This is a genomic window from Escherichia sp. E10V5 (assembly GCF_004212315.1).
Classification (GTDB): domain Bacteria; phylum Pseudomonadota; class Gammaproteobacteria; order Enterobacterales; family Enterobacteriaceae; genus Escherichia.
The window spans coordinates 15,533-38,448 of sequence record NZ_RHJM01000028.1 but is presented as its reverse complement, the minus strand read 5'-3'; the positions used below and the strand labels follow the sequence as shown (position 1 = coordinate 38,448).

General features: G+C 49.7%; 24 protein-coding genes. 17 read left to right on the top strand and 7 right to left on the bottom strand.

Features of this window, described 5'->3' with window-relative positions; translation table 11 throughout:
- Positions 1-22: 22 nt before the first annotated feature.
- From D9738_RS18760 to hokB, 3 genes are all read right to left on the bottom strand, one after another.
- Entirely contained in the window at positions 23-172 is a 150-nt protein-coding gene (locus D9738_RS18760) for a type I toxin-antitoxin system Hok family toxin (protein WP_130260861.1), read from the bottom strand.
- A gap of 347 nt (positions 173-519) precedes the next feature.
- Entirely contained in the window at positions 520-669 is a 150-nt protein-coding gene (locus D9738_RS18755) for a type I toxin-antitoxin system Hok family toxin (protein WP_064527420.1), read from the bottom strand.
- A 347-nt stretch (positions 670-1,016) separates the two neighbouring features.
- Positions 1,017-1,166, bottom strand: coding sequence for a type I toxin-antitoxin system toxin HokB (gene hokB / locus D9738_RS18750; protein WP_130260860.1), 150 nt, complete (start codon positions 1,164-1,166; stop codon positions 1,017-1,019).
- A gap of 400 nt (positions 1,167-1,566) precedes the next feature.
- On the opposite strand from hokB, the gene D9738_RS18745 reads away from it, so the two are divergent.
- Positions 1,567-3,207 (top strand): methyl-accepting chemotaxis protein, encoded by a 1,641-nt coding sequence (locus tag D9738_RS18745; RefSeq protein WP_130260859.1) that lies wholly within the window; start codon positions 1,567-1,569, stop codon positions 3,205-3,207.
- 30 nt (positions 3,208-3,237) lie between these two features.
- On the opposite strand, the gene D9738_RS18740 is transcribed toward D9738_RS18745, so the two are convergent.
- Entirely contained in the window at positions 3,238-4,161 is a 924-nt protein-coding gene (locus D9738_RS18740) for a LysR substrate-binding domain-containing protein (protein WP_130210229.1), read from the bottom strand.
- A gap of 216 nt (positions 4,162-4,377) precedes the next feature.
- Here D9738_RS18740 and D9738_RS18735 point away from each other — a divergent pair, with 216 nt between their 5' ends.
- The 4 genes from D9738_RS18735 to rimL all read left to right on the top strand — a co-directional run bounded on the left by D9738_RS18735 (position 4,378) and on the right by rimL (position 8,569).
- Positions 4,378-5,721 carry a VOC family protein gene (locus tag D9738_RS18735; RefSeq protein WP_130260858.1) on the top strand — a complete coding sequence of 448 codons (1,344 nt, stop codon included), beginning with the start codon at positions 4,378-4,380 and terminating at the stop codon, positions 5,719-5,721.
- Positions 5,722-5,945: 224 nt separating this feature from the next.
- Positions 5,946-7,601 carry a glucan biosynthesis protein OpgD gene (gene opgD / locus D9738_RS18730; RefSeq protein ID WP_130210225.1) on the top strand — a complete coding sequence of 552 codons (1,656 nt, stop codon included), beginning with the start codon at positions 5,946-5,948 and terminating at the stop codon, positions 7,599-7,601.
- Between the two features lie 141 nt (positions 7,602-7,742).
- Positions 7,743-7,967 (top strand): YdcH family protein, encoded by a 225-nt coding sequence (locus D9738_RS18725; RefSeq protein ID WP_001296778.1) that lies wholly within the window; start codon positions 7,743-7,745, stop codon positions 7,965-7,967.
- A 62-nt stretch (positions 7,968-8,029) separates the two neighbouring features.
- Positions 8,030-8,569 (top strand): 50S ribosomal protein L7/L12-serine acetyltransferase, encoded by a 540-nt coding sequence (rimL, locus tag D9738_RS18720; protein WP_130260857.1) that lies wholly within the window; start codon positions 8,030-8,032, stop codon positions 8,567-8,569.
- Here the strand turns inward: rimL and ydcK are convergent.
- The gene (gene ydcK / locus D9738_RS18715) at positions 8,561-9,541 is read right to left on the bottom strand and encodes a YdcK family protein (RefSeq protein WP_130260856.1); all 981 of its coding nucleotides are present in this window, start codon (positions 9,539-9,541) and stop codon (positions 8,561-8,563) included. The two genes, rimL and ydcK, sit on opposite strands and share 9 nt — an antisense overlap.
- Before the next feature lie 123 nt (positions 9,542-9,664).
- Between ydcK and tehA the strand changes: the two genes are divergently transcribed.
- The 3 genes from tehA to D9738_RS18700 all read left to right on the top strand — a co-directional run bounded on the left by tehA (position 9,665) and on the right by D9738_RS18700 (position 12,212).
- Entirely contained in the window at positions 9,665-10,657 is a 993-nt protein-coding gene (gene tehA, locus D9738_RS18710; protein ID WP_130210219.1) for a dicarboxylate transporter/tellurite-resistance protein TehA, read from the top strand.
- On the top strand, positions 10,654-11,247 hold the full coding sequence (tehB, locus tag D9738_RS18705) for a tellurite resistance methyltransferase TehB (protein WP_130260855.1): 594 nt from the start codon (positions 10,654-10,656) through the stop codon (positions 11,245-11,247). The genes tehA and tehB overlap by 4 nt, the downstream gene beginning before the upstream one ends.
- Before the next feature lie 296 nt (positions 11,248-11,543).
- The gene (locus D9738_RS18700) at positions 11,544-12,212 is read left to right on the top strand and encodes a DUF3313 domain-containing protein (RefSeq protein WP_130260854.1); all 669 of its coding nucleotides are present in this window, start codon (positions 11,544-11,546) and stop codon (positions 12,210-12,212) included.
- Between the two features lie 34 nt (positions 12,213-12,246).
- On the opposite strand, the gene ydcO is transcribed toward D9738_RS18700, so the two are convergent.
- Positions 12,247-13,458: a BenE family transporter YdcO gene (gene ydcO / locus D9738_RS18695; RefSeq protein ID WP_130260853.1), complete on the bottom strand. Its 1,212-nt coding sequence runs from the start codon at positions 13,456-13,458 to the stop codon at positions 12,247-12,249.
- Between the two features lie 52 nt (positions 13,459-13,510).
- Here ydcO and D9738_RS18690 point away from each other — a divergent pair, with 52 nt between their 5' ends.
- Both D9738_RS18690 and rlhA read left to right on the top strand, forming a co-directional pair.
- Positions 13,511-14,047 (top strand): XRE family transcriptional regulator, encoded by a 537-nt coding sequence (locus tag D9738_RS18690; protein WP_130260852.1) that lies wholly within the window; start codon positions 13,511-13,513, stop codon positions 14,045-14,047.
- A gap of 72 nt (positions 14,048-14,119) precedes the next feature.
- Positions 14,120-16,081: a 23S rRNA 5-hydroxycytidine C2501 synthase gene (gene rlhA, locus D9738_RS18685; RefSeq protein WP_130260927.1), complete on the top strand. Its 1,962-nt coding sequence runs from the start codon at positions 14,120-14,122 to the stop codon at positions 16,079-16,081.
- 92 nt (positions 16,082-16,173) lie between these two features.
- Here rlhA and D9738_RS18680 read toward each other — a convergent pair whose 3' ends face one another.
- Entirely contained in the window at positions 16,174-16,404 is a 231-nt protein-coding gene (locus D9738_RS18680) for a YncJ family protein (RefSeq protein ID WP_130260851.1), read from the bottom strand.
- A gap of 221 nt (positions 16,405-16,625) precedes the next feature.
- On the opposite strand from D9738_RS18680, the gene D9738_RS18675 reads away from it, so the two are divergent.
- From D9738_RS18675 to D9738_RS18645, 7 genes are all read left to right on the top strand, one after another.
- On the top strand, positions 16,626-16,802 hold the full coding sequence (locus D9738_RS18675) for a type II toxin-antitoxin system HicA family toxin (RefSeq protein WP_130260850.1): 177 nt from the start codon (positions 16,626-16,628) through the stop codon (positions 16,800-16,802).
- A gap of 43 nt (positions 16,803-16,845) precedes the next feature.
- Complete coding sequence (gene hicB / locus D9738_RS18670; protein WP_130210249.1) at positions 16,846-17,262, top strand: type II toxin-antitoxin system antitoxin HicB; 417 nt, start codon at positions 16,846-16,848, stop codon at positions 17,260-17,262.
- A gap of 79 nt (positions 17,263-17,341) precedes the next feature.
- Entirely contained in the window at positions 17,342-18,751 is a 1,410-nt protein-coding gene (locus D9738_RS18665) for a PLP-dependent aminotransferase family protein (protein ID WP_130260849.1), read from the top strand.
- Positions 18,752-18,992: 241 nt separating this feature from the next.
- Positions 18,993-20,138, top strand: coding sequence for a putative ABC transporter substrate-binding protein YdcS (ydcS, locus tag D9738_RS18660; RefSeq protein WP_130260848.1), 1,146 nt, complete (start codon positions 18,993-18,995; stop codon positions 20,136-20,138).
- 17 nt (positions 20,139-20,155) lie between these two features.
- Entirely contained in the window at positions 20,156-21,169 is a 1,014-nt protein-coding gene (locus D9738_RS18655; protein WP_130260847.1) for an ABC transporter ATP-binding protein, read from the top strand.
- Entirely contained in the window at positions 21,170-22,111 is a 942-nt protein-coding gene (locus D9738_RS18650) for an ABC transporter permease (RefSeq protein ID WP_001251315.1), read from the top strand. It begins immediately after the preceding gene.
- On the top strand, positions 22,101-22,895 hold the full coding sequence (locus tag D9738_RS18645) for an ABC transporter permease (RefSeq protein ID WP_130260846.1): 795 nt from the start codon (positions 22,101-22,103) through the stop codon (positions 22,893-22,895). Before D9738_RS18650 ends, D9738_RS18645 begins: the two co-directional genes overlap by 11 nt.
- Positions 22,896-22,916 lie beyond the last annotated feature (21 nt).

Sequence of the window (22,916 nt, the reverse complement as noted above, 5' to 3'; positions counted from 1 at the left end):
GGAATTCTCCCCGCGCAGGCCCTTACCTGGACTGACAGGCCATGAGAGCCGCTACCTCCTTATCACCGTCCCGGAATCGCAGTTCGCAGAGCGTTTGTCGGGTCAGGAGTGTGAATGCCAGAATCGTGATACAGATAATGAGCAGACACACCACCAGGGGGTTGCGCTTCATAGCCTTTCTCCTTGCCGGATGGCAGGTAAGAGGCTAACATCTGAATTGCTAGGTTCATTCGTTGGCCTCGGTTGATAGAAATATCGGTCGGGGCCTTCGTCTTTCTGATTCCCGGTAAGCCTGAAAACAGAAAGTCTCAGGCGCCCGCAAACATCCTATGTAATTACCCTTACCAGCGAAATAATCACTTCACGAAATTGCGTGACGGCTTCCGGTAAATCGTTATCAGAGAACACTCGCTGCAAGACTCAATGCGAGCGAGCTTCCAGTTGAGGTATGAATAAGGGGCGCCATGAGAAAATGAACTCGTCAACCAGATGCGCGGGGAATGCTCCCCGCGCAGGCCCTTACCTGGACTGGCAGGCCATGAGAGCCGCCACCTCCTTATCACCGTCCCGGAATCGCAGTTCGTAGAGCGTTTGTCGGGTCAGGAGGGTGAATGCCAGAATCGTGATGCAGATAATGAGCAGACACACCACCAGGGGATTGCGCTTCATAGCCTTTCTCCTTGCCGGATGGCAGGTAAGAGGCTAACATCTGAATTGTTGGGTTCATTCGTTGGCCTCGGTTGATAGAAATATCGGTCGGGGCCTTCGTCTTTCTAGTTTTCGGTAAGCCTGAAAACAGAAAGTCTCAGGCGCCCGCAAACATCCTATGCAATTATCCTTACCATCGAAATAATCACTTCACGAAATTGTGTGGCGGCTTCCGGTAAATCGTTATCAGAGAACACTCGCTGCAAGACTCAATGCGAGAGAGCTTCCAGTTGAGGCATGAATAAGGGGCGCCATGAGAAAATGAACTCGTCAATCAGATGCGCGGGGAATGCTCCCCGCGCAGGCCCTTACCTGGACTGACAGGCCATGAGAGCCGCTACCTCCTTATCACCGTCCCGGAATCGCAGTTCGTAGAGCGTTTGTCGGGTCAGGAGTGTGAATGTCAGAATCGTGATACAGATAATGAGCAGACACACCACCAGGGGGTTGTGCTTCATAGCCTTTTCTCCTTGCCGGATGGCAGGTAAGAGGCTAACATCTGAATTGCTAGCTTCATTCGTCGGCCTCGGTTGATAGAAATATCGGTCGGGGCCTTCGTCTTTCTGATTTTCGGTAAGCCTGAAAACAGAAAGTCTCAGGCGCCCGCAAACATCCTATGTAATTACCCTTACCAGCGAAATAATCACTTCACGAAATTGCGTGGCATTTTCCAGAATTTTTCGTAATACGCCTTACAAGGTATAACTACTCGTAAGTCTCTTCATTCCGATGGTAATAATCTCTCATCACAAAAATTGTTGTAAAAATGTGATATGAACAGGTTTTTGCCAGTAAGCAATTAGCATCGATTGCCGATGACTCTCTATCGGGAGTAAACCAGGAAGAGAGACAACGGTCATGAATACAACATCCTCACACCGCTTAGGCTTTTTACATCACATCAGGCTGGTTCCATTATTTGCCTGCATTCTTGGCGGCATCCTGTTTCTGTTTGCCTTGAGTTCATCCCTGGCGGGGTATTTTCTCTGGCAGGCAGACCGCGATCAGCGCGACGTCAGCGACGAGATCCAGATACGCACGGGTTTAGCAAACAGCTCTGATTTATTGCGTTCAGCCCGGATCAATATGATTCAGGCCGGGGCAGCAAGTCGTATCGCTGAAATGGAAGAGATGAAGCGAAATATTGCGCAAGCGGAATTGCAAATAAAGCAATCGCAACAAGGCTATAACGTTTACCGTACTCGCCTGGTGAAAACTCCCGCTGACGATGCGCTGGACGGAGAATTAAATCAGCGTTTCCTGGCTTATATTTCCGGCCTGCAACCCATGTTGAAATATGCCAAAAATGGCATGTTTGAAGCCATTATCAATCATGAAAGTGAGCAGATCAGAACGCTTGATAATGCCTATAACCAGCAGTTAAGCAAAGCCATTGAGATACGTAGCGCCAGAGCTAACCAGCTAGCGGAACAGGCGCATCAGCGTACTCGTCTGGGAGGGATGTTTATGATTGGCGCATTTATACTTGCGCTGGTAATGACGCTGATAACCTTTATGGTGTTACGCCGGATTGTCATTCGTCCACTGCAACATGCTGCCCAACGGATTGAAAAAATTGCTAGTGGCGATCTGACTCTGGTTGACGAACCCACTGGCCGCAGTGAAATTGGCCGCTTAAGTCGCCATCTACAGCAAATGCAGCATTCGCTGGCGCTGACGGTGGGAACGGTGCGTCAGGGGGCTGAAGAGATCTATCGTGGCACCAGTGAGATTTCTGCCGGTAATGCTGACCTTTCCTCACGCACCGAAGAACAAGCGGCGGCAATTGAACAAACCGCCGCCAGCATGGAGCAACTCACCGCAACAGTGAAGCAAAATTCTGATAATGCACATCATGCCAGCAAACTGGCGCAAGAGGCCTCAAGTAAAGCCGGTGATGGCGGACAAACAGTTTCCGGTGTAGTGCGGACAATGGGTAATATCTCCAGTAGCTCGAAGAAAATTTCTGAAATCACGGCTGTTATCAACAGTATTGCCTTCCAGACCAATATCCTGGCGCTCAATGCCGCTGTTGAAGCCGCACGAGCCGGTGAGCAAGGGCGGGGATTTGCCGTTGTCGCCAGCGAAGTGCGTACACTTGCAAGCCGTAGCGCCCAGGCGGCGAAAGAGATTGAAGGCTTGATCAGTGAGTCCGTCAGGTTGATTGGCCAGGGGGCCGATGAGGTGGCAACGGCAGGGAAAACCATGAGCGCTATTGTTGATGCCGTGGCGAGCGTCACACATATCATGCAAGAAATAGCTGCCGCCTCAGATGAACAAAGCAGAGGTATCACACAAGTTAGCCAGGCGATTTCTGAAATGGATAAAGTGACGCAACAGAACGCTTCTCTGGTGGAAGAGGCTTCAGCTGCGGCGGTATCTCTTGAAGAACAGGCGGCGCGGTTAACTGAAGCCGTGGATGTGTTCCGTCTGAAGAAACAACCAGCTCAGGCGGATCAACAAGGAACTGGGAGTTCAGTGAGTTTGGCAACGGTGTGATAAAAAAGGGATCGTAAGATCCCTTACTTTTCAGAACGGCATTGATTTTCGAATGGCGTTAATCATCAACTGACAACCGGAAGAGAGTGTTGCATCTACGCGGGTCAGTATTCCAATAGGTTCGCCTGCTCCATGCCCCGGAACAGGCAGGGCCACCAGTGTTGCATGACGCAGGTCGTCTTTTACCGCGCCAGAAGGAACAAACCACACGTAGTCGTATTCAACCGTAAGCTGACGTGAAAGCGATGCAGACAACGTTTCAATGCAGCCTGAAGGAATTTTACATCCCTGGCTTTTTACTAATGCCTCAGAATGCTGCCGTGGCGCGGTGCCTTCTGGTGATACGACAACAGGCCATTCCAGTACCCGACTTAACGTTACGTTCTCCTGAAGCAGGGGGTGATTAGGCCTAACAACTAACTTAAGTGATTCGAGAAACAGCAGCTCGTAATTAAGTCCGGTCATCAGTTCAGGATCTGACATCCGACCAACACCAATATCGATTTCCCCTGTTTTTAATCCCGCCAGGATCATCGTGTTACTCATGGTGGCAACTTGCAGTGTGGTTTCTTTTTGTTGCTGATGAAACTGACCTATAACCGAAGGTAATATCCCTAGTGCCGCGGTAGGTAGCGCGCCCACTCTGACGACATCATTGTTAAGGCCTTCTTTACGATTAAGTGACTGTCCAGCGGTGTTAATGGCGTCAAGAACTCTGACTGCGTGAGTTAAAAATTGCTCGCCAGGTAAGGTGAGCTGCGCGCCTTGACGTCCCCGGTCGAACAGGCGAGCACCCGTCAATTGCTCCAGCTCATTCAATGTCTTAGAGAGTGCCGGTTGACTCAGATTAAGGGTTTCAGCCGCGCGCCCTAAAGTTCCTTGTTGTGCGACAGCTACGAATGTATGAAGGTGGCGCAAACGGATGCGCTGACTAAACAGACTATTTTTTTCCATAAGCGATGTTAAAAACGAAGCGGTGCCGCTGACAAGTGATGTTGTTTGATTATGATAACTTGATTGCAAAATATTATTAACATTTAAAGTAATTATGTTACATCGAAATCGATAATATTGATGATTTCGCGGCGAGATCACAGTTTGTAAATTCTTCCCACCAGAGTGAATGCGGTTACCTACACTCGAGATAATTGACCACTGGGGGTAGGCATTATGGCGAACAGCATCACAGCGGATGAGATTCGGGAACAGTTTTCGCAGGCAATGTCAGCCATGTATCAACAAGAAGTTCCACAGTACGGTACGTTGCTGGAACTGGTCGCTGACGTGAATCTGGCTGTGCTGGAAAATAATCCCCAACTGCATGAAAAAATGGGTAATGCGGATGAACTGGCGAGGCTTAACGTTGAACGTCATGGGGCGATACGTGTAGGAACCGCGCAGGAACTTGCCACATTAAGGCGGATATTCGCCATTATGGGAATGTATCCGGTGAGTTATTACGATCTCTCGCAGGCTGGCGTGCCGGTACATTCTACGGCATTTCGGCCCATCGATGATGCCTCGCTTGCGCGTAATCCTTTCCGCGTTTTTACCTCATTGCTCCGCCTTGAGCTTATCGAAAACAAAACATTGCGCCAAAAGGCGGCGGAGATTTTACGCCAGCGCGATATCTTTACCCCACGTTGTCGGCAACTGTTAGATGAATATGATCGGGAGGGCGGTTTTAGCGAAGCGCAAGCGCGGGAGTTTGTGCGAGAAGCCCTGGAGACATTTCGTTGGCATCAGTCAGCAACGGTAGATGAAGAAACCTATCACGCGTTGCATAACGAGCATCGGCTGATCGCTGATGTAGTCTGTTTTCCAGGCTGCCATATCAATCACCTGACGCCACGCACGCTGGACATTGATCGGGTGCAGTCGATGATGCCCGAATGCGGTATCGAACCAAAAATTCTCATCGAAGGGCCGCCGCGCCGCGAGGTGCCTATTTTATTGCGTCAAACCAGCTTTAAGGCACTGGAAGAAACGGTTCTGTTTGTGGGGCAACAGCAGGGGAGGCATACCGCGCGATTTGGTGAGATAGAGCAGCGCGGAGTGGCGTTAACGCCGAAAGGGCGGCGACTGTATGATGAACTTCTGCGTAATGCCGGAACTGGACAGGATAATCTCACTCATCAACTGCATTTGCAGGAAACCTTTCGCGCTTTCCCGGACAGCGAATTTTTGATGCGCCAGCAAGGGCTGGCATGGTTCCGTTATCGACTGACACCATCGGGTGAAGCGCATCGTCAGGCGATACATCCTGGGGATGATCCGCAACCTTTGATTGAACGTGGCTGGGTTGTCGCACAACCTATTACCTATGAGGATTTTTTGCCGGTGAGTGCGGCGGGGATCTTCCAGTCCAATCTCGGTAACGAAACGCAGACGCACAGTCATGGTAATGCCAGTCGTGAGGCATTCGAGCAGGCGCTAGGCTGCCAGGTTTTTGATGAATTTCAGTTATACAAGGAAGCGGAAGAACGCAGTAAACGCCGCTGTGGATTGCTTTAAAATCGGGCCATCCTGCTTTGCAAAAATTTGCCTGATTTTACAAATGAATCAGGCTCTTCCCATCGACATAAAAAAATTGCCGATTTGTGCAGATTCTCCATGCTCAACAATTGGATTATTAATAAATATTGTCTAGAGTGAGCGGTCATTAATAAGCACTTTCTTGCCGCTGAAAACGACCAGCGCGGGACCATTCACAACACCAGAAGGACTCACTGTCAGGTATGGATCGTAGACGATTTATTAAAGGTTCAATGGCTATGGCCGCCGTGTGCGGTACCAGCGGTATTGCTTCTCTTTTTTCTCAGGCTGCGTTCGCGGCAGATTCTGATATTGCCGATGGGCAAACTCAGCGTTTTGACTTTTCGGTTTTACAGTCGATGGCGCATGATTTAGCGCAAAAGCCGTGGGGTGGCGAGCCGCGTCCGTTACCCAACACGTTGGCGACTATGACCCCGCAGGCTTATAACAGCATTCAATACGACGCCGAACAATCACTGTGGCATAACGTCGAGAACCGCCAGCTTGATGCCCAGTTCTTTCATATGGGGATGGGTTTCCGCCGCCGCGTACGCATGTTCTCGGTTGATCCTGCAACGCATCTGGCACGTGAAATTCACTTTCGTCCAGAATTGTTCAAATACAATGATGCGGGCGTAGATACCAAACAACTGGAAGGGCAAAGCGATCTCGGCTTTGCAGGCTTCCGCGTATTTAAAGCGCCGGAACTGGCTCGCCGCGATGTGGTATCGTTCCTCGGTGCAAGCTATTTCCGTGCCGTTGATGACACGTATCAATACGGTTTATCGGCCCGTGGTTTGGCGATTGATACTTATACCGACAGCAAAGAAGAGTTCCCCGATTTTACCGCTTTCTGGTTTGATACCGTAAAACCAGGCGCAACCACCTTTACCGTTTATGCCTTACTCGATAGCCCCAGTATTACCGGTGCCTACAAGTTCACCATCCAGTGTGAAAAGAGTCAGGTGATTATGGATGTTGAAAACCATCTGTATGCGCGTAAAGAGATCAAGCAATTGGGTATTGCACCGATGACCAGTATGTTTAGTTGCGGCACTAATGAACGTCGTATGTGCGATACTATTCATCCGCAAATCCATGATTCCGACCGTCTTTCCATGTGGCGGGGCAATGGTGAGTGGATCTGCCGTCCGCTAAATAATCCGCAGAAATTGCAGTTCAATGCCTACACCGACAATAACCCGAAAGGCTTTGGTTTATTGCAACTGGATCGTGATTTCTCCCATTATCAAGACATCATGGGCTGGTACAACAAACGACCAAGTTTGTGGGTAGAGCCTCGTAATAAATGGGGCAAAGGCACCATCGGCCTGATGGAAATCCCAACAACGGGTGAAACGCTGGATAACATTGTCTGCTTCTGGCAGCCAGAAAAAGCAGTAAAAGCAGGGGACGAGTTTGCATTCCAGTATCGTCTGTACTGGAGCGCACATCCCCCTGTTCAATGTCCATTGGCACGTGTTATGGCGACGCGCACCGGCATGGGAGGTTTTCCGGAAGGTTGGGCGCCGGGTGAGCATTATCCAGAAAAATGGGCGCGTCGTTTTGCCGTCGATTTTGTTGGTGGGGACCTGAAAGCGGCTGCGCCTAAGGGGATTGAACCTGTTATTACGCTCTCCAGCGGTGAAGCGAAGCAAATCGAAATTCTCTACATTGAACCGATTGATGGTTACCGTATTCAATTTGACTGGTATCCGACTTCGGACTCTACTGATCCGGTTGATATGCGGATGTATCTCCGCTGTCAGGGCGATGCCATCAGTGAAACATGGCTGTATCAGTATTTCCCACCAGCTCCGGATAAGCGCAAATACGTTGACGATCGCGTGATGAATTGATCGTCATTTTTTTCGGCACCTTCTGACGGAAGGTGCCGTCTGGTAAAACACGATCCCGCTCGCATTTTTCCCCAAACTATCTGAGTAATCTGATGATGTGTATTTCATGTACACTTTGTCAGCCACTAACAGGGAGTGCGTATGTTTCCAGAATACCGAGATTTAATATCCCGTCTGAAAAACGAAAATCCTCGCTTTATGTCCTTGTTCGATAAACACAATAAACTTGATCATGAAATTGCCAGAAAGGAAGGTTCCGACGGTCGAGGATACAATGCGGAAGTGGTCCGCATGAAAAAACAGAAGCTCCAGTTGAAAGATGAGATGCTCAAAATCCTGCAACAGGAGAGCGTCAAAGAGGTGTAAACTTTCTTAAGCCGCCTGCCAGGCGGCTTTTTTAACAACTGCATGGATTGACTGGAGATAAGATGACTGAAACGATAAAAGTAAGCGAATCACTTGAATTACATGCTGTTGCAGAAAGTCATGTCACACCTCTTTATCAGTTAATCTGTAAAAATAAAACCTGGTTACAGCAGTCGCTAAACTGGCCGCAGTTTGTTCAAAGTGAAGAGGACACGCGAAAAACGGTGCAGGGTAATGTGATGTTGCATCAGCGTGGATATGCCAAAATGTTCATTATTTTCAAAGAAGATGAACTTATCGGCGTTATCTCGTTTAATCGTATTGAACCACTGAATAAAACCGCGGAAATCGGCTACTGGCTGGACGAATCTCATCAGGGGCAGGGGATCATTTCTCAGGCGCTGCAGGCATTGATTCATCATTATGCTCAGTCTGGTGAACTCAGACGCTTCGTGATCAAATGTCGGGTGGATAATCCGCAAAGCAACCAGGTAGCTTTGCGCAATGGTTTTATCCTTGAAGGTTGCCTTAAACAGGCTGAGTTCCTGAATGATGCCTTTGATGATGTGAACTTATACGCGCGTATTATCGATTCACAATAACCCTGGCAGCTGCGTTCGCGTAATGCGTTCCTCGCCGTTAATGACTTTTGGACCACGGACATGAACCGTGTCGCCATCAAAGGCTGCAACGACGGCGTGGTCGGTTAACTCCACATGGTTTTCAATCATCACCGCACCTGTAATGCGGCTGTTCCCCTGTATGGTGACGTGATTGTCGAGTAAAACCGGACCACCACGTACGAGTGCATGACCACCCACCAGAACATGATGTTTTAACACACAATTGCCTTCCACCGAGGCATGTTCCGCTACCTGCGAACTGTAATGAAGCGTGGGAATGGCATCTTCTTCTGTTCCGGCGATCACACGTGCATGTCCGTAGACTTTCGTGCAGTCACACAGCCAGACGTTGTTCTCTTCATTACCTTCAATACTTGCAAAATCAAAAACTTCGGCGCGATGCTCAATGAACGCAAATTTCACAATGGCATCACCATATATTTGCGCCTGATGAACAATGCGCGAGGCGCTGACTCTTGCGCGATCATAAATTTGCAACAGAAGATGGTGGTCGGGCGTTAAACCTTGCGCAGCGACTACCATTGAGTTCTGATCAATGCAGGCATGACCAGAAATCCTGCAATTTCCGCATATTAATGAATCATGGATTGTGACGTTGTCACTTATCAGAGCGCCCTGACTGATTTTGCTATTATCGATCCAGACGTTATCCTTCGCGCAAACATCGCCCCATAGCTCGCTGCTTCCGGTGATGCGTGTATTACCGGATATCACCGTTCCGGCAAACGCGATGGCATTCTGGTCATAGATCCAACAATTTCCATCCTGGGCCAATACGGTTTCATTATCAATCCAGCCGCCAGGCGTTCCGGCTATTACGTCATTAAAATCAGCGATGGCAATAATCTGCCGCAATAAAACACTCTTTTTATCGCTATCTTCCTGATAACTAAAAGCTCGTTGTTCTTCACTAAGACGATATTTGCGCATAGCGTTTTCCCGCAGGTGACCTACTATAACCGTAGCAAATTCTGTGACTCTGGCTATGTTTAGCAAATTTCCATAAAATGTATTTCAAATATACTTTATAAATTCAACAAAATGAGTAAGAAGATGCAGAGCGATAAAGTGCTCAATTTACCGGCAGGTTACTTTGGCATTGTGTTGGGGACGATAGGGATGGGATTTGCCTGGCGTTATGCCAGCCAGGTTTGGCAGGTCAGTCACTGGTTGGGCGATGGGCTGGTGATTCTGGCAATGATCATTTGGGGATTACTGACTAGCGCATTTATTACCCGACTCATACGCTTTCCGCATAGCGTGCTGGCGGAAGTGCGTCATCCAGTGATGAGCAGTTTTGTGAGTTTGTTTCCGGCAACAACGATGCTGGTGGCAATTGGTTTTGTCCCCTGGTTTCGTCCGCTGGCGGTGGGCCTGTTCAGTATTGGTGTTGTGATTCAACTGGCTTATGCCGCCTGGCAAACAGCCGGTTTATGGCGCGGTTCCCATCCTGAGGAAGCTACGACACCCGGACTTTATTTACCGACTGTTGCCAACAACTTCATCAGTGCAATGGCCTGTGGAGCATTGGGCTACACCGATGCTGGTCTGGTATTTTTAGGGGCTGGCGTTTTCTCCTGGTTAAGTCTTGAGCCGGTGATCCTTCAGCGTCTGCGTAGCTCGGGAGAATTGCCCACGGCACTGCGTACATCGTTGGGTATTCAGCTTGCACCGGCGCTGGTGGCATGTAGCGCCTGGTTGAGCGTCAACGGTGGCGAGGGCGATACGCTGGCGAAAATGCTTTTCGGTTACGGTCTACTGCAACTTCTTTTTATGTTACGCCTGATGCCGTGGTATCTCTCCCAGCCGTTTAATGCCTCATTCTGGAGTTTCTCGTTCGGCGTATCTGCACTGGCAACCACCGGTTTGCATTTAGGAAGCGGTAACGACAATGGCTTTTTCCATACCCTGGCTGTGCCGCTATTTATTTTTACCAATTTTATTATCGCATTACTGCTCATCCGTACTTTCGCGCTTCTGATGCAGGGAAAATTGTTAATCAGAACCGAGCGCGCCGTTTTAATGAAAGCTGAGGACAAAGAATGATTATTCGTGATGAAAACTACTTCACTGATAAATATGAATTAACCCGCACACACTCTGAAGTTCTGGAAGCGGTGAAAGTGGTTAAGCCGGGTAAAACGCTGGATCTGGGCTGTGGTAATGGCCGTAATAGCCTTTATCTGGCAGCCAATGGTTATGATGTCGACGCATGGGATAAAAATGCCATGAGCATTGCCAACGTCGAACGCATCAAATCCATTGAAAAACTGGAAAATTTGCGCACCCAGGTTGTTGATCTAAATAACCTGACGTTTGATGGACAATACGATTTTATTCTTTCTACCGTGGTGCTGATGTTCCTGGAGGCGAAAACCATTCCTGGATTGATTGCCAATATGCAGCGTTGCACCAAACCCGGTGGTTATAACTTGATTGTGGCAGCAATGGACACAGCTGATTTTCCATGTACCGTCGGGTTCCCCTTTGCCTTTAAAAAAGGGGAGTTACGTCAATATTACGATGGCTGGGAGATGCTGAAATACAATGAAGACGTGGGTGAACTCCACCGCACCGACGCTAACGGCAATCGTATTAAACTACGTTTCGCCACGATGCTGGCACGTAAAAAATAAGCTAACAGGGCAAGGCGCATGAAAATGTCCACGTGAGATGTTTAACTGTTTTTTGCGGTAAGCATATTTTTTATCGAGGTGATGTGAAATATATCACAGTGGTTGAAGTTTTTTATCGGCTTAACTGCCTGAAATTTAACAACTGATGATTGACTCTGCCCCCTTTTCGTCATTGACTATATTGTCAGAAAAGGGGCTGGAAAATTTATTTTCACCAACACTTTTTTTGCCACAACACGAAGCGGTACTTTTTGCTATAACTTAAAAAGTAATATAATCATCTCAGGAAACTATTCATGCGTACCACATCAATTGCGAAAGTTGCGGCTTTATGCGGCTTGTTGGCTCTGTCAGGTTGTGCCTCTAAAATCACCCAGCCAGATAAATATTCTGGTTTTTTAAACAATTACTCCGACCTTCAAGAAACAACTTCAGCAACGGGCAAACCGGTATTACGCTGGGTTGATCCAAATTTTGATCAAAGTAAATATGACAGCATCGTCTGGAACCCAATCACCTATTATCCGGTGCCTAAACCTTCTACCCAGGTAGGGCAAAAAGTTCTGGATAGAATTTTGAGCTATACCAATACTGAAATGAAAGAAGCCATCTCACAGCGTAAACCACTGGTTACTACCGCTGGGCCTCGTAGTCTGATTTTCCGTGGTGCTATTACTGGTGTAGATACCAGCAAAGAAGGGTTACAGTTCTATGAAGTTGTTCCTGTCGCATTAGTGGTAGCGGGGACGCAAATGGCGACGGGTCACCGTACCATGGATACCCGCCTGTACTTTGAAGGTGAGCTGATTGATGCGGCTACCAACAAACCAGTTATCAAGGTGGTTCGTCAGGGCGAAGGTAAGGACCTGAACAACGAAAGCACACCAATGGCTTTCGAAAATATTAAGCAAGTTATTGATGACATGGCGACCGACGCGACCATGTTTGACGTTAACAAAAAATAATGCCAGTCGCGCCATCGCAAGATGGCGCTTCTGATTATCGGCTTCTGTCAGCGAACAAATTCAATACTACATAACAGACACCACCGGCAATTAATCCCCAAAACGCCGAGCCAATACCTACCAGCGTCAGTCCACTTGCCGTTACCAGAAAAGCCACCACAGCAGCATCGCGCTCACGCTCATTATGCAAAGCCTGATACAAACTGCCTCCGATGGTACTTAACAGCGCCAGACCAGCCAGCATCTGGATCCAACTTACAGGCAGGGCAGCCATCATCCCGGTAATGGCACTGCCAAACAGACCCGCCAGTAAATAAAAGACGCCAGCCGCAGCGGCAGCCAGCCAACGCTGATCTTTGTCCGGGTGCGCCTCCGGGCTCTGGCAAATAGCCGCAGTGATAGCCGCAATACCTACGGAATAGACGCCGAAAGGAGAAAACAGAAGCGCCAGTAATCCAGTAAATACAATCAATGGCGAAACAGGAGCTGAATACCCGGCGGCTTTCATCGCCGCAATCCCTGGCGCATTTTGCGATGCCATCGTCACCAGAAAAAGGGGGAGTGCAACGCTCAAACTGTGAGCAAACGAAAATTCAGGGGCGAGATAAGCGGGGAGAACTGGTTTGAAAACGATATCTTTTGTGACAACGTCACCTTGTGCGATAACGACCACGATCCCAACAATCATCGCCGTAATTACCGCATAACGCGGCGCAAAAGCCTTTGTCGCCAGCCACGCCAGCAACATACTACCGCATAACATAAACTGACCATCCAGACTGGCAAACGCCTGTAAACCAAAGCGTAACAAAATTCCGGCCAGCATTGCCGCTGCCAGCGAGTGCGGAATAATACGCATCAAGCGGGCGAATAATCCTGTTACGCCACATAAGACAATTAATGTGTTGGTGACCATAAACACGCCAATGGCTTCGTTAAGCGTGAGTCCCTGCAATCCAGTAACCAGCAACGCAGCACCGGGCGTTGACCATGCGGTAAGAACAGGCACGCGAAACCACAACGTCAGGGCAAGAGTACTGACGCCCATCGCCAGTCCCAGCGCCGTCATCCAGCCGGAAATTTGCTCTGTGGTGGCTCCAGCGACGATCGCCGCTTGCCAGATTATTGCCGCAGAGCTGGCATAGCCAATCAGGACTGCCAGAAACCCTGCAAGCAGTGTGGGAGGAGGAATGGAAAACAGACGCATAGTTACCTCGTGCGTTATAGCGTACAGGCACCGTAGCATTTGTCCGTTATAACGCACAAGTGATAAACTCCCGTTTTGCAGGAGGAGTCGCATGGAAAATCTCGCTCGCTTTTTATCCACTACGCTTAAACATCTTCGTCAGCAGCGAGGCTGGAGTCTTTCGCGGCTGGCTGAAGCGACGGGCGTTTCAAAAGCGATGTTAGGGCAGATTGAACGTAATGAATCCAGCCCGACGGTCGCAACATTATGGAAAATAGCTACCGGGATGAACGTGCCGTTTTCGACGTTTATTTCGCCGCCGCAGACCGCTACGCCATCCGTTTATGATCCACAACAGCAGGCAATGGTGATCACTTCTTTATTTCCTTATGATCCGCAACTCTGCTTTGAACATTTCTCGATCCTGATGGCCCCCGGTGCAATAAGCGAATCGACGCCGCACGAAAAGGGCGTTATCGAGCATGTTGTCGTCATTGATGGACAGCTTGACCTGTGCGTTGGTGGTGAGTGGCGAAGCCTTAAAAGTGGAGAAGGTGAACGCTTTGCCGCAGATGTTGCCCATGCCTATTGCAACCGTGGCGAGCAAACCGTGCATTTTCATTCCATTATCCATTACCCGCGTAGTTGAACAGGAAAACTATTTCGTAACGTCGCGCTTGTGGCTAAAATAACCGCCTTTTTTCAGCTACTGGATAAGAAAGTGACCGTATCTTCTCATCGTCTTGAACTGTTAAGCCCGGCACGCGATGCCGCCATTGCCCGCGAAGCTATTTTGCACGGTGCCGATGCTGTTTATATCGGCGGCCCTGGTTTTGGTGCCCGTCATAACGCCAGTAATAGTCTGAAAGATATCGCCGAACTGGTGCCATTTGCCCACCGTTATGGCGCAAAAATTTTCGTCACGCTTAACACCATTTTGCATGACGACGAACTGGAACCGGCGCAACGACTGATTACCGATCTTTACCAGACAGGCGTAGATGCGCTGATTGTTCAGGACATGGGGATTCTGGAACTTGATATTCCGCCGATTGAACTGCACGCAAGTACGCAGTGCGATATTCGTACTGTAGAGAAAGCGAAGTTCCTCTCTGACGTTGGCTTTACCCAGATTGTGCTGGCGCGTGAACTTAACCTGGAGCAGATTCGTGCGATTCATCAGGCCACGGACGCGACTATTGAGTTCTTTATTCATGGCGCATTGTGTGTGGCATATTCCGGTCAGTGCTACATTTCTCATGCACAAACGGGACGTAGCGCCAACCGTGGTGATTGCTCCCAGGCGTGCCGTTTGCCATACACGTTGAAAGACGATCAGGGGCGGGTGGTTTCCTATGAAAAACATCTGCTGTCGATGAAAGATAACAATCAGACTGCCAACCTGGGCGCGTTGATCGATGCGGGCGTGCGTTCTTTCAAGATTGAAGGCCGTTACAAAGATATGAGCTACGTGAAGAATATCACCGCCCATTATCGCCAGATGCTGGATGCCATTATTGAAGAGCGCGGCGATCTGGCTCGTGCTTCATCAGGTCGTACTGAACATTTCTTTGTGCCTTCGACAGAAAAAACCTTCCATCGTGGTAGCACCGACTACTTTGTTAACGCGCGTAAAGGTGACATTGGCGCGTTCGATTCGCCGAAATTTATCGGCCTGCCGGTGGGTGAAGTATTGAAAGTGGCGAAAGATCATCTCGATGTTGCCGTCACCGAGCCACTGGCAAATGGCGATGGCCTGAACGTAATGATTAAACGTGAAGTGGTTGGCTTTCGTGCCAATACGGTAGAGAAAACCGGAGAAAATCACTACCGCGTCTGGCCAAATGAAATGCCAGCAGATTTGCATAAAATTCGCCCACATCATCCGCTTAACCGTAACCTTGACCATAACTGGCAACAGGCACTGACGAAAACCTCCAGCGAGCGTCGGATCGCGGTAGACATTGAACTGGGTGGCTGGCAAGAACAACTCATTCTGACGTTAACCAGCGAAGAGGGCGTTAGCATCACTCATACCCTGGATGGGCAGTTCGACGAAGCGAATAACGCCGAAAAAGCGCTGAATAACCTGAAAGATGGCCTGGCAAAACTGGGGCAAACCATCTATTACGCCCGCGATGTGCAAATTAATTTGCCGGGGGCGCTGTTTGTGCCAAACAGTCTGTTAAATCAGTTCCGCCGTGAGGCCGTCGAAATGCTGGATGCTGCACGTCTTGCCAGCTACCAGCGCGGCAGTCGTAAACCGGTTGCTGAACCTGCGCCGGTTTATCCGCAAACGCATTTGAGTTTCCTCGCGAACGTCTACAACCATAAAGCACGCGAGTTCTATCATCGCTATGGCGTACAACTGATTGATGCGGCGTATGAAGCGCATGAAGAGAAGGGCGAAGTCCCGGTGATGATCACCAAACACTGCCTGCGCTTTGCCTTCAATCTGTGTCCGAAACAGGCGAAAGGTAATATTAAAAGCTGGAAGGCAACGCCGATGCAACTGGTTAACGGTGATGAAGTACTAACGCTGAAGTTTGATTGCCGCCCGTGTGAGATGCACGTCATCGGTAAAATCAAAAATCATATTCTGAAAATGCCGTTACCGGGAAGCGTTGTCGCATCTGTAAGCCCGGATGATCTGCTGAAAACATTGCCGAAGCGGAAAGGATAAAACGCAAGCTTTCAGGGGTATTCACAACTCATTGAAGCTGCATGATATTGTTGCCGGATAAGGCGTTCATGCCGCATCCGGCAACAAACGACTCAAGGTTGTCCCGTTTCTGGTTTGCGTGATTTTTGCCAGTAATAATGCTCGCGCAAACCTTCCGCCGACTCTTCCGCCACAGCCCGCAATTCATCGCTGTCCGCCTCATGACGCAGTTGATGATCCACATTCTTCACCCACAAAAATTCATGTCCTTTGTGTCCTGCCATCAGCTGACCAGAGAACAGCGCACACGTTAATAAGACTACCGATAACGCTTTCGTAAACATCCCGCCACCCGTTTATTACACTTTGCCGCTATGATGCCGATAGTTTCTTTAAGTTATTCTTCTGTTTTGCAAATTAGCGCAAAGAATTTCTGGAACCTGCCTTCCTGATTTGGCACTGCTTTTCACCGTTGCGGCGAATTAGTGCTATTTTCGAGCAAATTAAAAAAGGAGGTAAACATTAATGTTTACTTTGTTGATATACTCAGCGGCAGGGAGGCGATGTGAAACAAAGCGAGTTCAGACGTTGGCTCGAATCTCAGGGCGTAGATGTGGCGAATGGCAGCAACCATTTGAAACTCAGGTTTCAGGGGCGACGTAGTGTCATGCCGCGTCACCCCAGTGACGAGATCAAAGAACCATTGCGTAAAGCAACCCTGAAACAACTCGGTTTAAATTAATCGCCATCAGAAGGTTAATGACATGCGAGAGACAGTCAAAATTATGCGTTATCCCGTCACTCTTACACCTGCGCCGGAAGGCGGTTATGTGGTTTCTTTTGTAGATATCCCTGAAGCGTTAACGCAGGGAGAAACTGTTGCTGAAGCGATGGAAGCAGCAAAAGATGCCTTACTCACCGCATTTGATTTTTATTTTGAAGATAACGAGCTAATCCCGTTGCCTTCGCCATTAAATAACAACGATCACTTTGTTGAGGTGCCTTTAAGTGTCGCTTCTAAGGTATTGCTGTTAAATGCTTTTTTGCAGTCAGATATCACCCAGCAAGAGCTGGCGAGGCGGATTGGTAAACCCAGGCAGGAGATCACTCGCTTGTTTGATTTGCATCATGCGACAAAAATCGACGCCGTCCAGCTTGCGGCTAAAGCCCTGGGCAAAGAGTTATCGCTGGTAATGGTTTAATTACAGTTAACGTAAAGTTGTCATTTTTAACAACTGATATAGACTGCCGGATCACCTGCAGATAATAACGATCCAATTAATGAAAAAATACCAGCAGCTCGCAGAACTATTACGTGAGCAAATTGCGTCAGGCATCTGGCAACCCGGCGATCGCCTGCCTTCTCTACGTGAACAGGTTGCGCTTTCTGGCATGAGCTTTATGACTGTCGGTCATGCTTATCAGTTGCTCGAAAGTCAGGGGTATATTATTGCGCGGCCGCAGTCAGGTTATTACGTTGCGCCGCGCACGGTGAAATCACCGCAGGCACCTGCTATTCCGGTAACGCGTGATGAAACGGTCGATATTAACACCTATATTTTTGACATGTTGCAGGCCAGTCGCGATCCATCGGTAGTACCGTTTGCTTCAGCCTTTCCCGATCCGCACCTGTTTCCGCTACAGCAACTGAACCGCTCGCTGGCGCAGGTGAGTAAAACCGCCACGGCGATGAGCGTGATTGAAAACTTGCCGCCAGGGAATGCAGAACTGCGTCAGGCTATTGCTCGTCGCTATGCCTTACAAGGCATCACTATTTCTCCTGATGAAATTGTCATTACCGCCGGGGCGTTAGAGGCATTAAACCTCAGTTTGCAAGCGGTCACTGAACCGGGTGATTGGGTGATTGTCGAGAATCCTTGTTTCTACGGCGCGTTGCAGGCGCTGGAGCGGCTACGGTTGAAAGCGTTATCGGTGGCGACGGACGTTAAAGACGGGATAGATCTTCAGGCGCTGGAACTGGCGTTACAGGAGTATCCGGTCAAAGCCTGCTGGCTAATGACTAATAGCCAGAATCCACTCGGATTTACCTTAACGCCACAGAAAAAAGCGCGGCTGGTAGAGTTGCTCAATCAGTACAACGTGATGTTAATTGAAGATGACGTTTACAGTGAGCTTTACTTTGGTCGGGAAAAACCGCTACCCGCGAAAGCGTGGGATCGTCACGATGGTGTACTGCTTTGCTCATCATTTTCTAAATGTCTGGTGCCAGGTTTTCGCATTGGTTGGGTCGCCGCCGGAAAACATGCACGCAAAATCCAGCGATTGCAGTTGATGAGCACGCTTTCCACAAGTTCGCCAATGCAGCTTGCACTGGTGGATTACCTTTCTACTCGTCGTTACGATGCCCATCTTCGTCGTCTACGTCGCCAGCTTGCGGAACGTAAACAACGTGCCTGGCAGGCGCTGCTGCGTTATCTGCCTGCGGAAGTCAAAATTCATCATAATGACAGCGGTTATTTTCTCTGGCTGGAGCTTCCCGAACCGTTAGATGCGGGCGAATTAAGTGTTCAGGCATTGGCGCATCACATCAGCATTGCGCCGGGTAAAATGTTTTCTACTGGCGAAAGTTGGTCACGTTTTTTCCGTTTTAATACTGCATGGCAGTGGGGCGAGCGCGAAGAACAGGCGGTTAAACAATTAGGTCACCTTATTAAAGAATACCTGAAATAGATCCTCATTTAATTTCTCTCAGGTTGGGTAATATGAATTTCGAATAGAAGCTATATTTCCTAACCCCTTGTCTATACTCCAGAAGATAGCTTCTCAAACGGCATAATGCGCGTTAGCTCACATCCTGATTAAATTTTCTCGGGGGCGAGGGTGCGCCTGCAAGCCGCCGTCTATGGTTAAACAAGGAGATATTTTTACGGCACGGCGGCTGAACAATTAATTACGACAGGAGTAAGACTTTATGAGCAAGACATTTGCCCGCAGCAGCCTGTGTGCGCTTACCATGACATTAATGACCGCCCACGCCGCCGAACAACCTACCAATTTGGATAAACCGGAAGGACGACTGGATATTATCGCCTGGCCGGGATACATCGAACGCGGACAAACCGATAAACAATACGACTGGGTGACGCAATTTGAAAAAGAAACAGGTTGCGCGGTCAATGTGAAAACTGCAGCGACTTCCGATGAAATGGTCAGCCTGATGACCAAAGGAGGTTACGATCTGGTCACGGCGTCCGGCGATGCCTCGCTGCGTTTGATTATGGGTAAACGCGTGCAGCCGATTAATACTGCGTTGATTCCCAACTGGAAAACGCTCGATCCGCGCGTGGTTAAAGGCGACTGGTTTAACGTGGGTGGAAAAGTTTATGGCACGCCATATCAATGGGGTCCGAACCTGTTGATGTACAACACCAAAACCTTCCCGACACCACCAGATAGCTGGCAAGTGGTTTTTGTTGAGCAGAATCTACCGGACGGTCAGAGTAATAAAGGCCGCGTACAGGCTTATGACGGCCCTATCTACATTGCAGATGCTGCGCTGTTCGTCAAAGCGACTCAGCCGCAGTTGGGTATCTCCGATCCATACCAACTCACCGAACAACAATATCAGGCGGTACTGAAAGTGCTGCGCGATCAACATAGTTTGATCCATCGCTACTGGCATGACACTACCGTGCAAATGAGCGATTTCAAAAACGAGGGAGTGGTCGCTTCCAGTGCCTGGCCGTATCAGGCCAACGCATTGAAAGCCGAAGGCCAACCGATCGCCACCGTCTTCCCGAAAGAGGGCGTTACCGGTTGGGCTGACACCACTATGTTACATAGCGAAGCGAAACATCCGGTTTGTGCCTACAAATGGATGAACTGGTCATTAACGCCGAAGGTGCAGGGCGATGTAGCGGCCTGGTTTGGTTCGCTGCCGGTAGTACCGGAAGGCTGCAAAGCCAGTCCGTTGCTGGGCGATAAAGGCTGTGAAACCAACGGCTTTAACTATTTCGATAAAATCGCCTTCTGGAAAACGCCTATAGCCGAAGGGGGCAAGTTTGTTCCCTACAGTCGCTGGACGCAGGATTACATTGCCATTATGGGCGGTCGCTAACTTCGCTGGGGTGTTTTATGACGTACGCAGTGGAGTTTGATAACGTCTCGCGGTTGTACGGCGACGTGCGCGCGGTAGGTGGCGTCAGTATTGCGATAAAAGATGGTGAGTTCTTCTCTATGCTGGGACCGTCCGGTTCCGGCAAAACCACCTGCCTGCGCCTGATTGCTGGCTTCGAACAGCTTTCCGGCGGGGCGATTGCTATCTTTGGCAAACCGGCCAGTAATCTACCGCCGTGGGAGCGGGACGTGAATACCGTCTTCCAGGACTACGCGCTGTTTCCCCATATGTCGATTCTCGAGAATGTGGCCTACGGGCTGATGGTTAAAGGCGTGGATAAAAAGCAGCGGTACGCAATGGCGCAAGAGGCGCTGGAGAAAGTGGCGTTGGGGTTTGTACAGCAACGTAAACCGTCACAGCTTTCTGGTGGTCAGCGCCAGCGAGTCGCCATCGCCAGAGCACTGGTGAACGAACCGCGCGTGTTGTTGCTGGATGAACCGCTCGGCGCACTGGATCTCAAATTGCGCGAACAAATGCAGCTTGAGCTGAAAAAGCTGCAACAGTCGCTCGGTATCACTTTTATTTTCGTTACCCACGATCAGGGCGAAGCGTTATCGATGTCCGATCGTGTGGCGGTTTTCAATAATGGACGCATTGAACAGGTCGATTCCCCGCGCGATCTCTATATGCGCCCGCGCACGCCGTTTGTTGCGGGATTCGTCGGGACATCCAACGTTTTTGATCCGCTAATGGCCGAGAATCTTTGCGGCATGGTGGGCAGTTTTGCCCTGCGGCCGGAACATATTCGCCTGAATACACCAGGTGAAGTGCAGGCCAATGGCACGATTCAGGCGGTGCAATATCAGGGGGCAGCCACACGTTTTGAACTGAAACTTAACAGCGGTGAAAAACTGCTGGTTAGCCAGGCAAATGTAACGGGCGAAGACTTACCCAACACGCTCACGGCTGGGCAACAGGTGATGGTTTCCTGGGCGCGTGATGTGATGGTGCCACTGGTTGAGGAGAGGTGAATGGCGATGAACGTATTGCAATCACCTTCACGTCCTGGTCTGGGTAAGGTGTCCGGTTTCTTCTGGCGTAATCCGGGGCTGGGGCTGTTTTTGCTGCTGCTTGGCCCGCTAATGTGGTTTGGTATTGTCTATTTCGGCTCGCTGCTGACGTTGTTATGGCAGGGCTTTTATACCTTTGACGATTTCACCATGTCGGTAACGCCGGAACTGACGCTGGCGAATATCCGTGCGCTGTTTAATCCGGCGAATTACGACATCATTCTCCGCACACTGACAATGGCTGTGGCAGTCACTATCGCCAGTGCCATTCTGGCCTTTCCGATGGCGTGGTATATGGCGCGCTATACCAGCGGCAAAATGAAAGCGTTCTTTTACATTGCGGTGATGTTGCCCATGTGGGCAAGCTACATTGTTAAAGCCTATGCCTGGACCTTATTGCTGGCTAAAGACGGTGTGGCGCAGTGGTTTTTACAACATCTGGGGCTGGAACCACTGCTGACAGCGTTCCTTACATTACCAGCGGTGGGCGGTAATACGCTGTCAACTTCTGGGCTAGGGCGCTTTCTGGTGTTTCTCTATATCTGGTTGCCGTTCATGATCCTGCCTGTGCAGGCGGCGCTTGAGCGTTTGCCGCCGTCATTGTTGCAGGCGTCGGCTGATCTTGGCGCGCGTCCACGGCAAACCTTTCGTTATGTGGTGCTGCCGCTGGCGATCCCTGGCATCGCGGCTGGCTCTATCTTTACCTTTTCGCTCACACTGGGTGATTTTATCGTCCCACAGCTGGTTGGCCCGCCAGGGTATTTTATCGGCAATATGGTCTACTCCCAGCAGGGAGCGATTGGCAATATGCCGATGGCTGCGGCTTTTACTCTGGTGCCGATAGTCCTTATCGCACTCTATCTGGCGTTCGTGAAACGTCTGGGAGCGTTCGATGCACTCTGAACGCGCACCGTTTTTCCTCAAACTGGCGGCCTGGGGCGGCGTGGTTTTCCTACATTTTCCCATCCTTATTATTGCTGCCTATGCTTTTAATACTGAAGAAGCAGCATTTAGCTTCCCCCCGCAAGGTCTGACACTGCGCTGGTTTAGCGTGGCAGCACAGCGTAGTGATATTCTTGATGCCGTGACACTGTCACTTAAAGTGGCGGCGCTGGCAACATTAATTGCGCTGGTGTTAGGGACGCTGGCAGCTGCCGCGCTGTGGCGACGAGACTTTTTCGGCAAAAACGCCATTTCTCTGTTACTGCTGCTGCCCATTGCGCTGCCAGGCATTGTCACTGGTCTGGCGTTATTAACCGCGTTTAAAACCATCAATCTGGAGCCGGGATTTTTCACCATCGTGGTCGGGCATGCGACTTTTTGCGTAGTGGTGGTGTTTAACAATGTCATTGCCCGTTTTCGCCGCACCTCGTGGAGTCTGGTTGAGGCGTCAATGGATCTTGGGGCTAATGGCTGGCAAACCTTTCGTTATGTGGTGTTGCCGAATCTCAGTTCGGCGCTACTGGCAGGAGGGATGCTGGCGTTTGCCTTGTCGTTCGATGAAATCATCGTTACGACCTTTACGGCAGGCCATGAACGGACGTTACCGTTGTGGTTGCTCAATCAGCTTGGACGACCACGTGATGTACCGGTAACCAACGTGGTGGCACTGCTGGTTATGTTGGTAACAACCTTGCCGATCCTGGGGGCCTGGTGGCTAACCCGCGAAGGCGACAATGGTCAATAACCACTGATACAGGAATATGCT

What these genes read in the sequence shown, in the direction of transcription:
- D9738_RS18760 (WP_130260861.1), bottom strand. Translation starts at nt 172, where the DNA reads ATGAAGCGCAACCCCCTGGTGGTGTGTCTGCTCATTATCTGTATCACG.
- D9738_RS18755 (WP_064527420.1), bottom strand. Translation starts at nt 669, where the DNA reads ATGAAGCGCAATCCCCTGGTGGTGTGTCTGCTCATTATCTGCATCACG.
- hokB (WP_130260860.1), bottom strand. Translation starts at nt 1,166, where the DNA reads ATGAAGCACAACCCCCTGGTGGTGTGTCTGCTCATTATCTGTATCACG.
- D9738_RS18745 (WP_130260859.1), top strand. Translation starts at nt 1,567, where the DNA reads ATGAATACAACATCCTCACACCGCTTAGGCTTTTTACATCACATCAGG.
- D9738_RS18740 (WP_130210229.1), bottom strand. Translation starts at nt 4,161, where the DNA reads ATGGAAAAAAATAGTCTGTTTAGTCAGCGCATCCGTTTGCGCCACCTT.
- D9738_RS18735 (WP_130260858.1), top strand. Translation starts at nt 4,378, where the DNA reads ATGGCGAACAGCATCACAGCGGATGAGATTCGGGAACAGTTTTCGCAG.
- opgD (WP_130210225.1), top strand. Translation starts at nt 5,946, where the DNA reads ATGGATCGTAGACGATTTATTAAAGGTTCAATGGCTATGGCCGCCGTG.
- D9738_RS18725 (WP_001296778.1), top strand. Translation starts at nt 7,743, where the DNA reads ATGTTTCCAGAATACCGAGATTTAATATCCCGTCTGAAAAACGAAAAT.
- rimL (WP_130260857.1), top strand. Translation starts at nt 8,030, where the DNA reads ATGACTGAAACGATAAAAGTAAGCGAATCACTTGAATTACATGCTGTT.
- ydcK (WP_130260856.1), bottom strand. Translation starts at nt 9,541, where the DNA reads ATGCGCAAATATCGTCTTAGTGAAGAACAACGAGCTTTTAGTTATCAG.
- tehA (WP_130210219.1), top strand. Translation starts at nt 9,665, where the DNA reads ATGCAGAGCGATAAAGTGCTCAATTTACCGGCAGGTTACTTTGGCATT.
- tehB (WP_130260855.1), top strand. Translation starts at nt 10,654, where the DNA reads ATGATTATTCGTGATGAAAACTACTTCACTGATAAATATGAATTAACC.
- D9738_RS18700 (WP_130260854.1), top strand. Translation starts at nt 11,544, where the DNA reads ATGCGTACCACATCAATTGCGAAAGTTGCGGCTTTATGCGGCTTGTTG.
- ydcO (WP_130260853.1), bottom strand. Translation starts at nt 13,458, where the DNA reads ATGCTACGGTGCCTGTACGCTATAACGCACGAGGTAACTATGCGTCTG.
- D9738_RS18690 (WP_130260852.1), top strand. Translation starts at nt 13,511, where the DNA reads ATGGAAAATCTCGCTCGCTTTTTATCCACTACGCTTAAACATCTTCGT.
- D9738_RS18680 (WP_130260851.1), bottom strand. Translation starts at nt 16,404, where the DNA reads ATGTTTACGAAAGCGTTATCGGTAGTCTTATTAACGTGTGCGCTGTTC.
- hicB (WP_130210249.1), top strand. Translation starts at nt 16,846, where the DNA reads ATGCGTTATCCCGTCACTCTTACACCTGCGCCGGAAGGCGGTTATGTG.
- D9738_RS18665 (WP_130260849.1), top strand. Translation starts at nt 17,342, where the DNA reads ATGAAAAAATACCAGCAGCTCGCAGAACTATTACGTGAGCAAATTGCG.
- ydcS (WP_130260848.1), top strand. Translation starts at nt 18,993, where the DNA reads ATGAGCAAGACATTTGCCCGCAGCAGCCTGTGTGCGCTTACCATGACA.
- D9738_RS18655 (WP_130260847.1), top strand. Translation starts at nt 20,156, where the DNA reads ATGACGTACGCAGTGGAGTTTGATAACGTCTCGCGGTTGTACGGCGAC.
- D9738_RS18650 (WP_001251315.1), top strand. Translation starts at nt 21,170, where the DNA reads ATGGCGATGAACGTATTGCAATCACCTTCACGTCCTGGTCTGGGTAAG.
- D9738_RS18645 (WP_130260846.1), top strand. Translation starts at nt 22,101, where the DNA reads ATGCACTCTGAACGCGCACCGTTTTTCCTCAAACTGGCGGCCTGGGGC.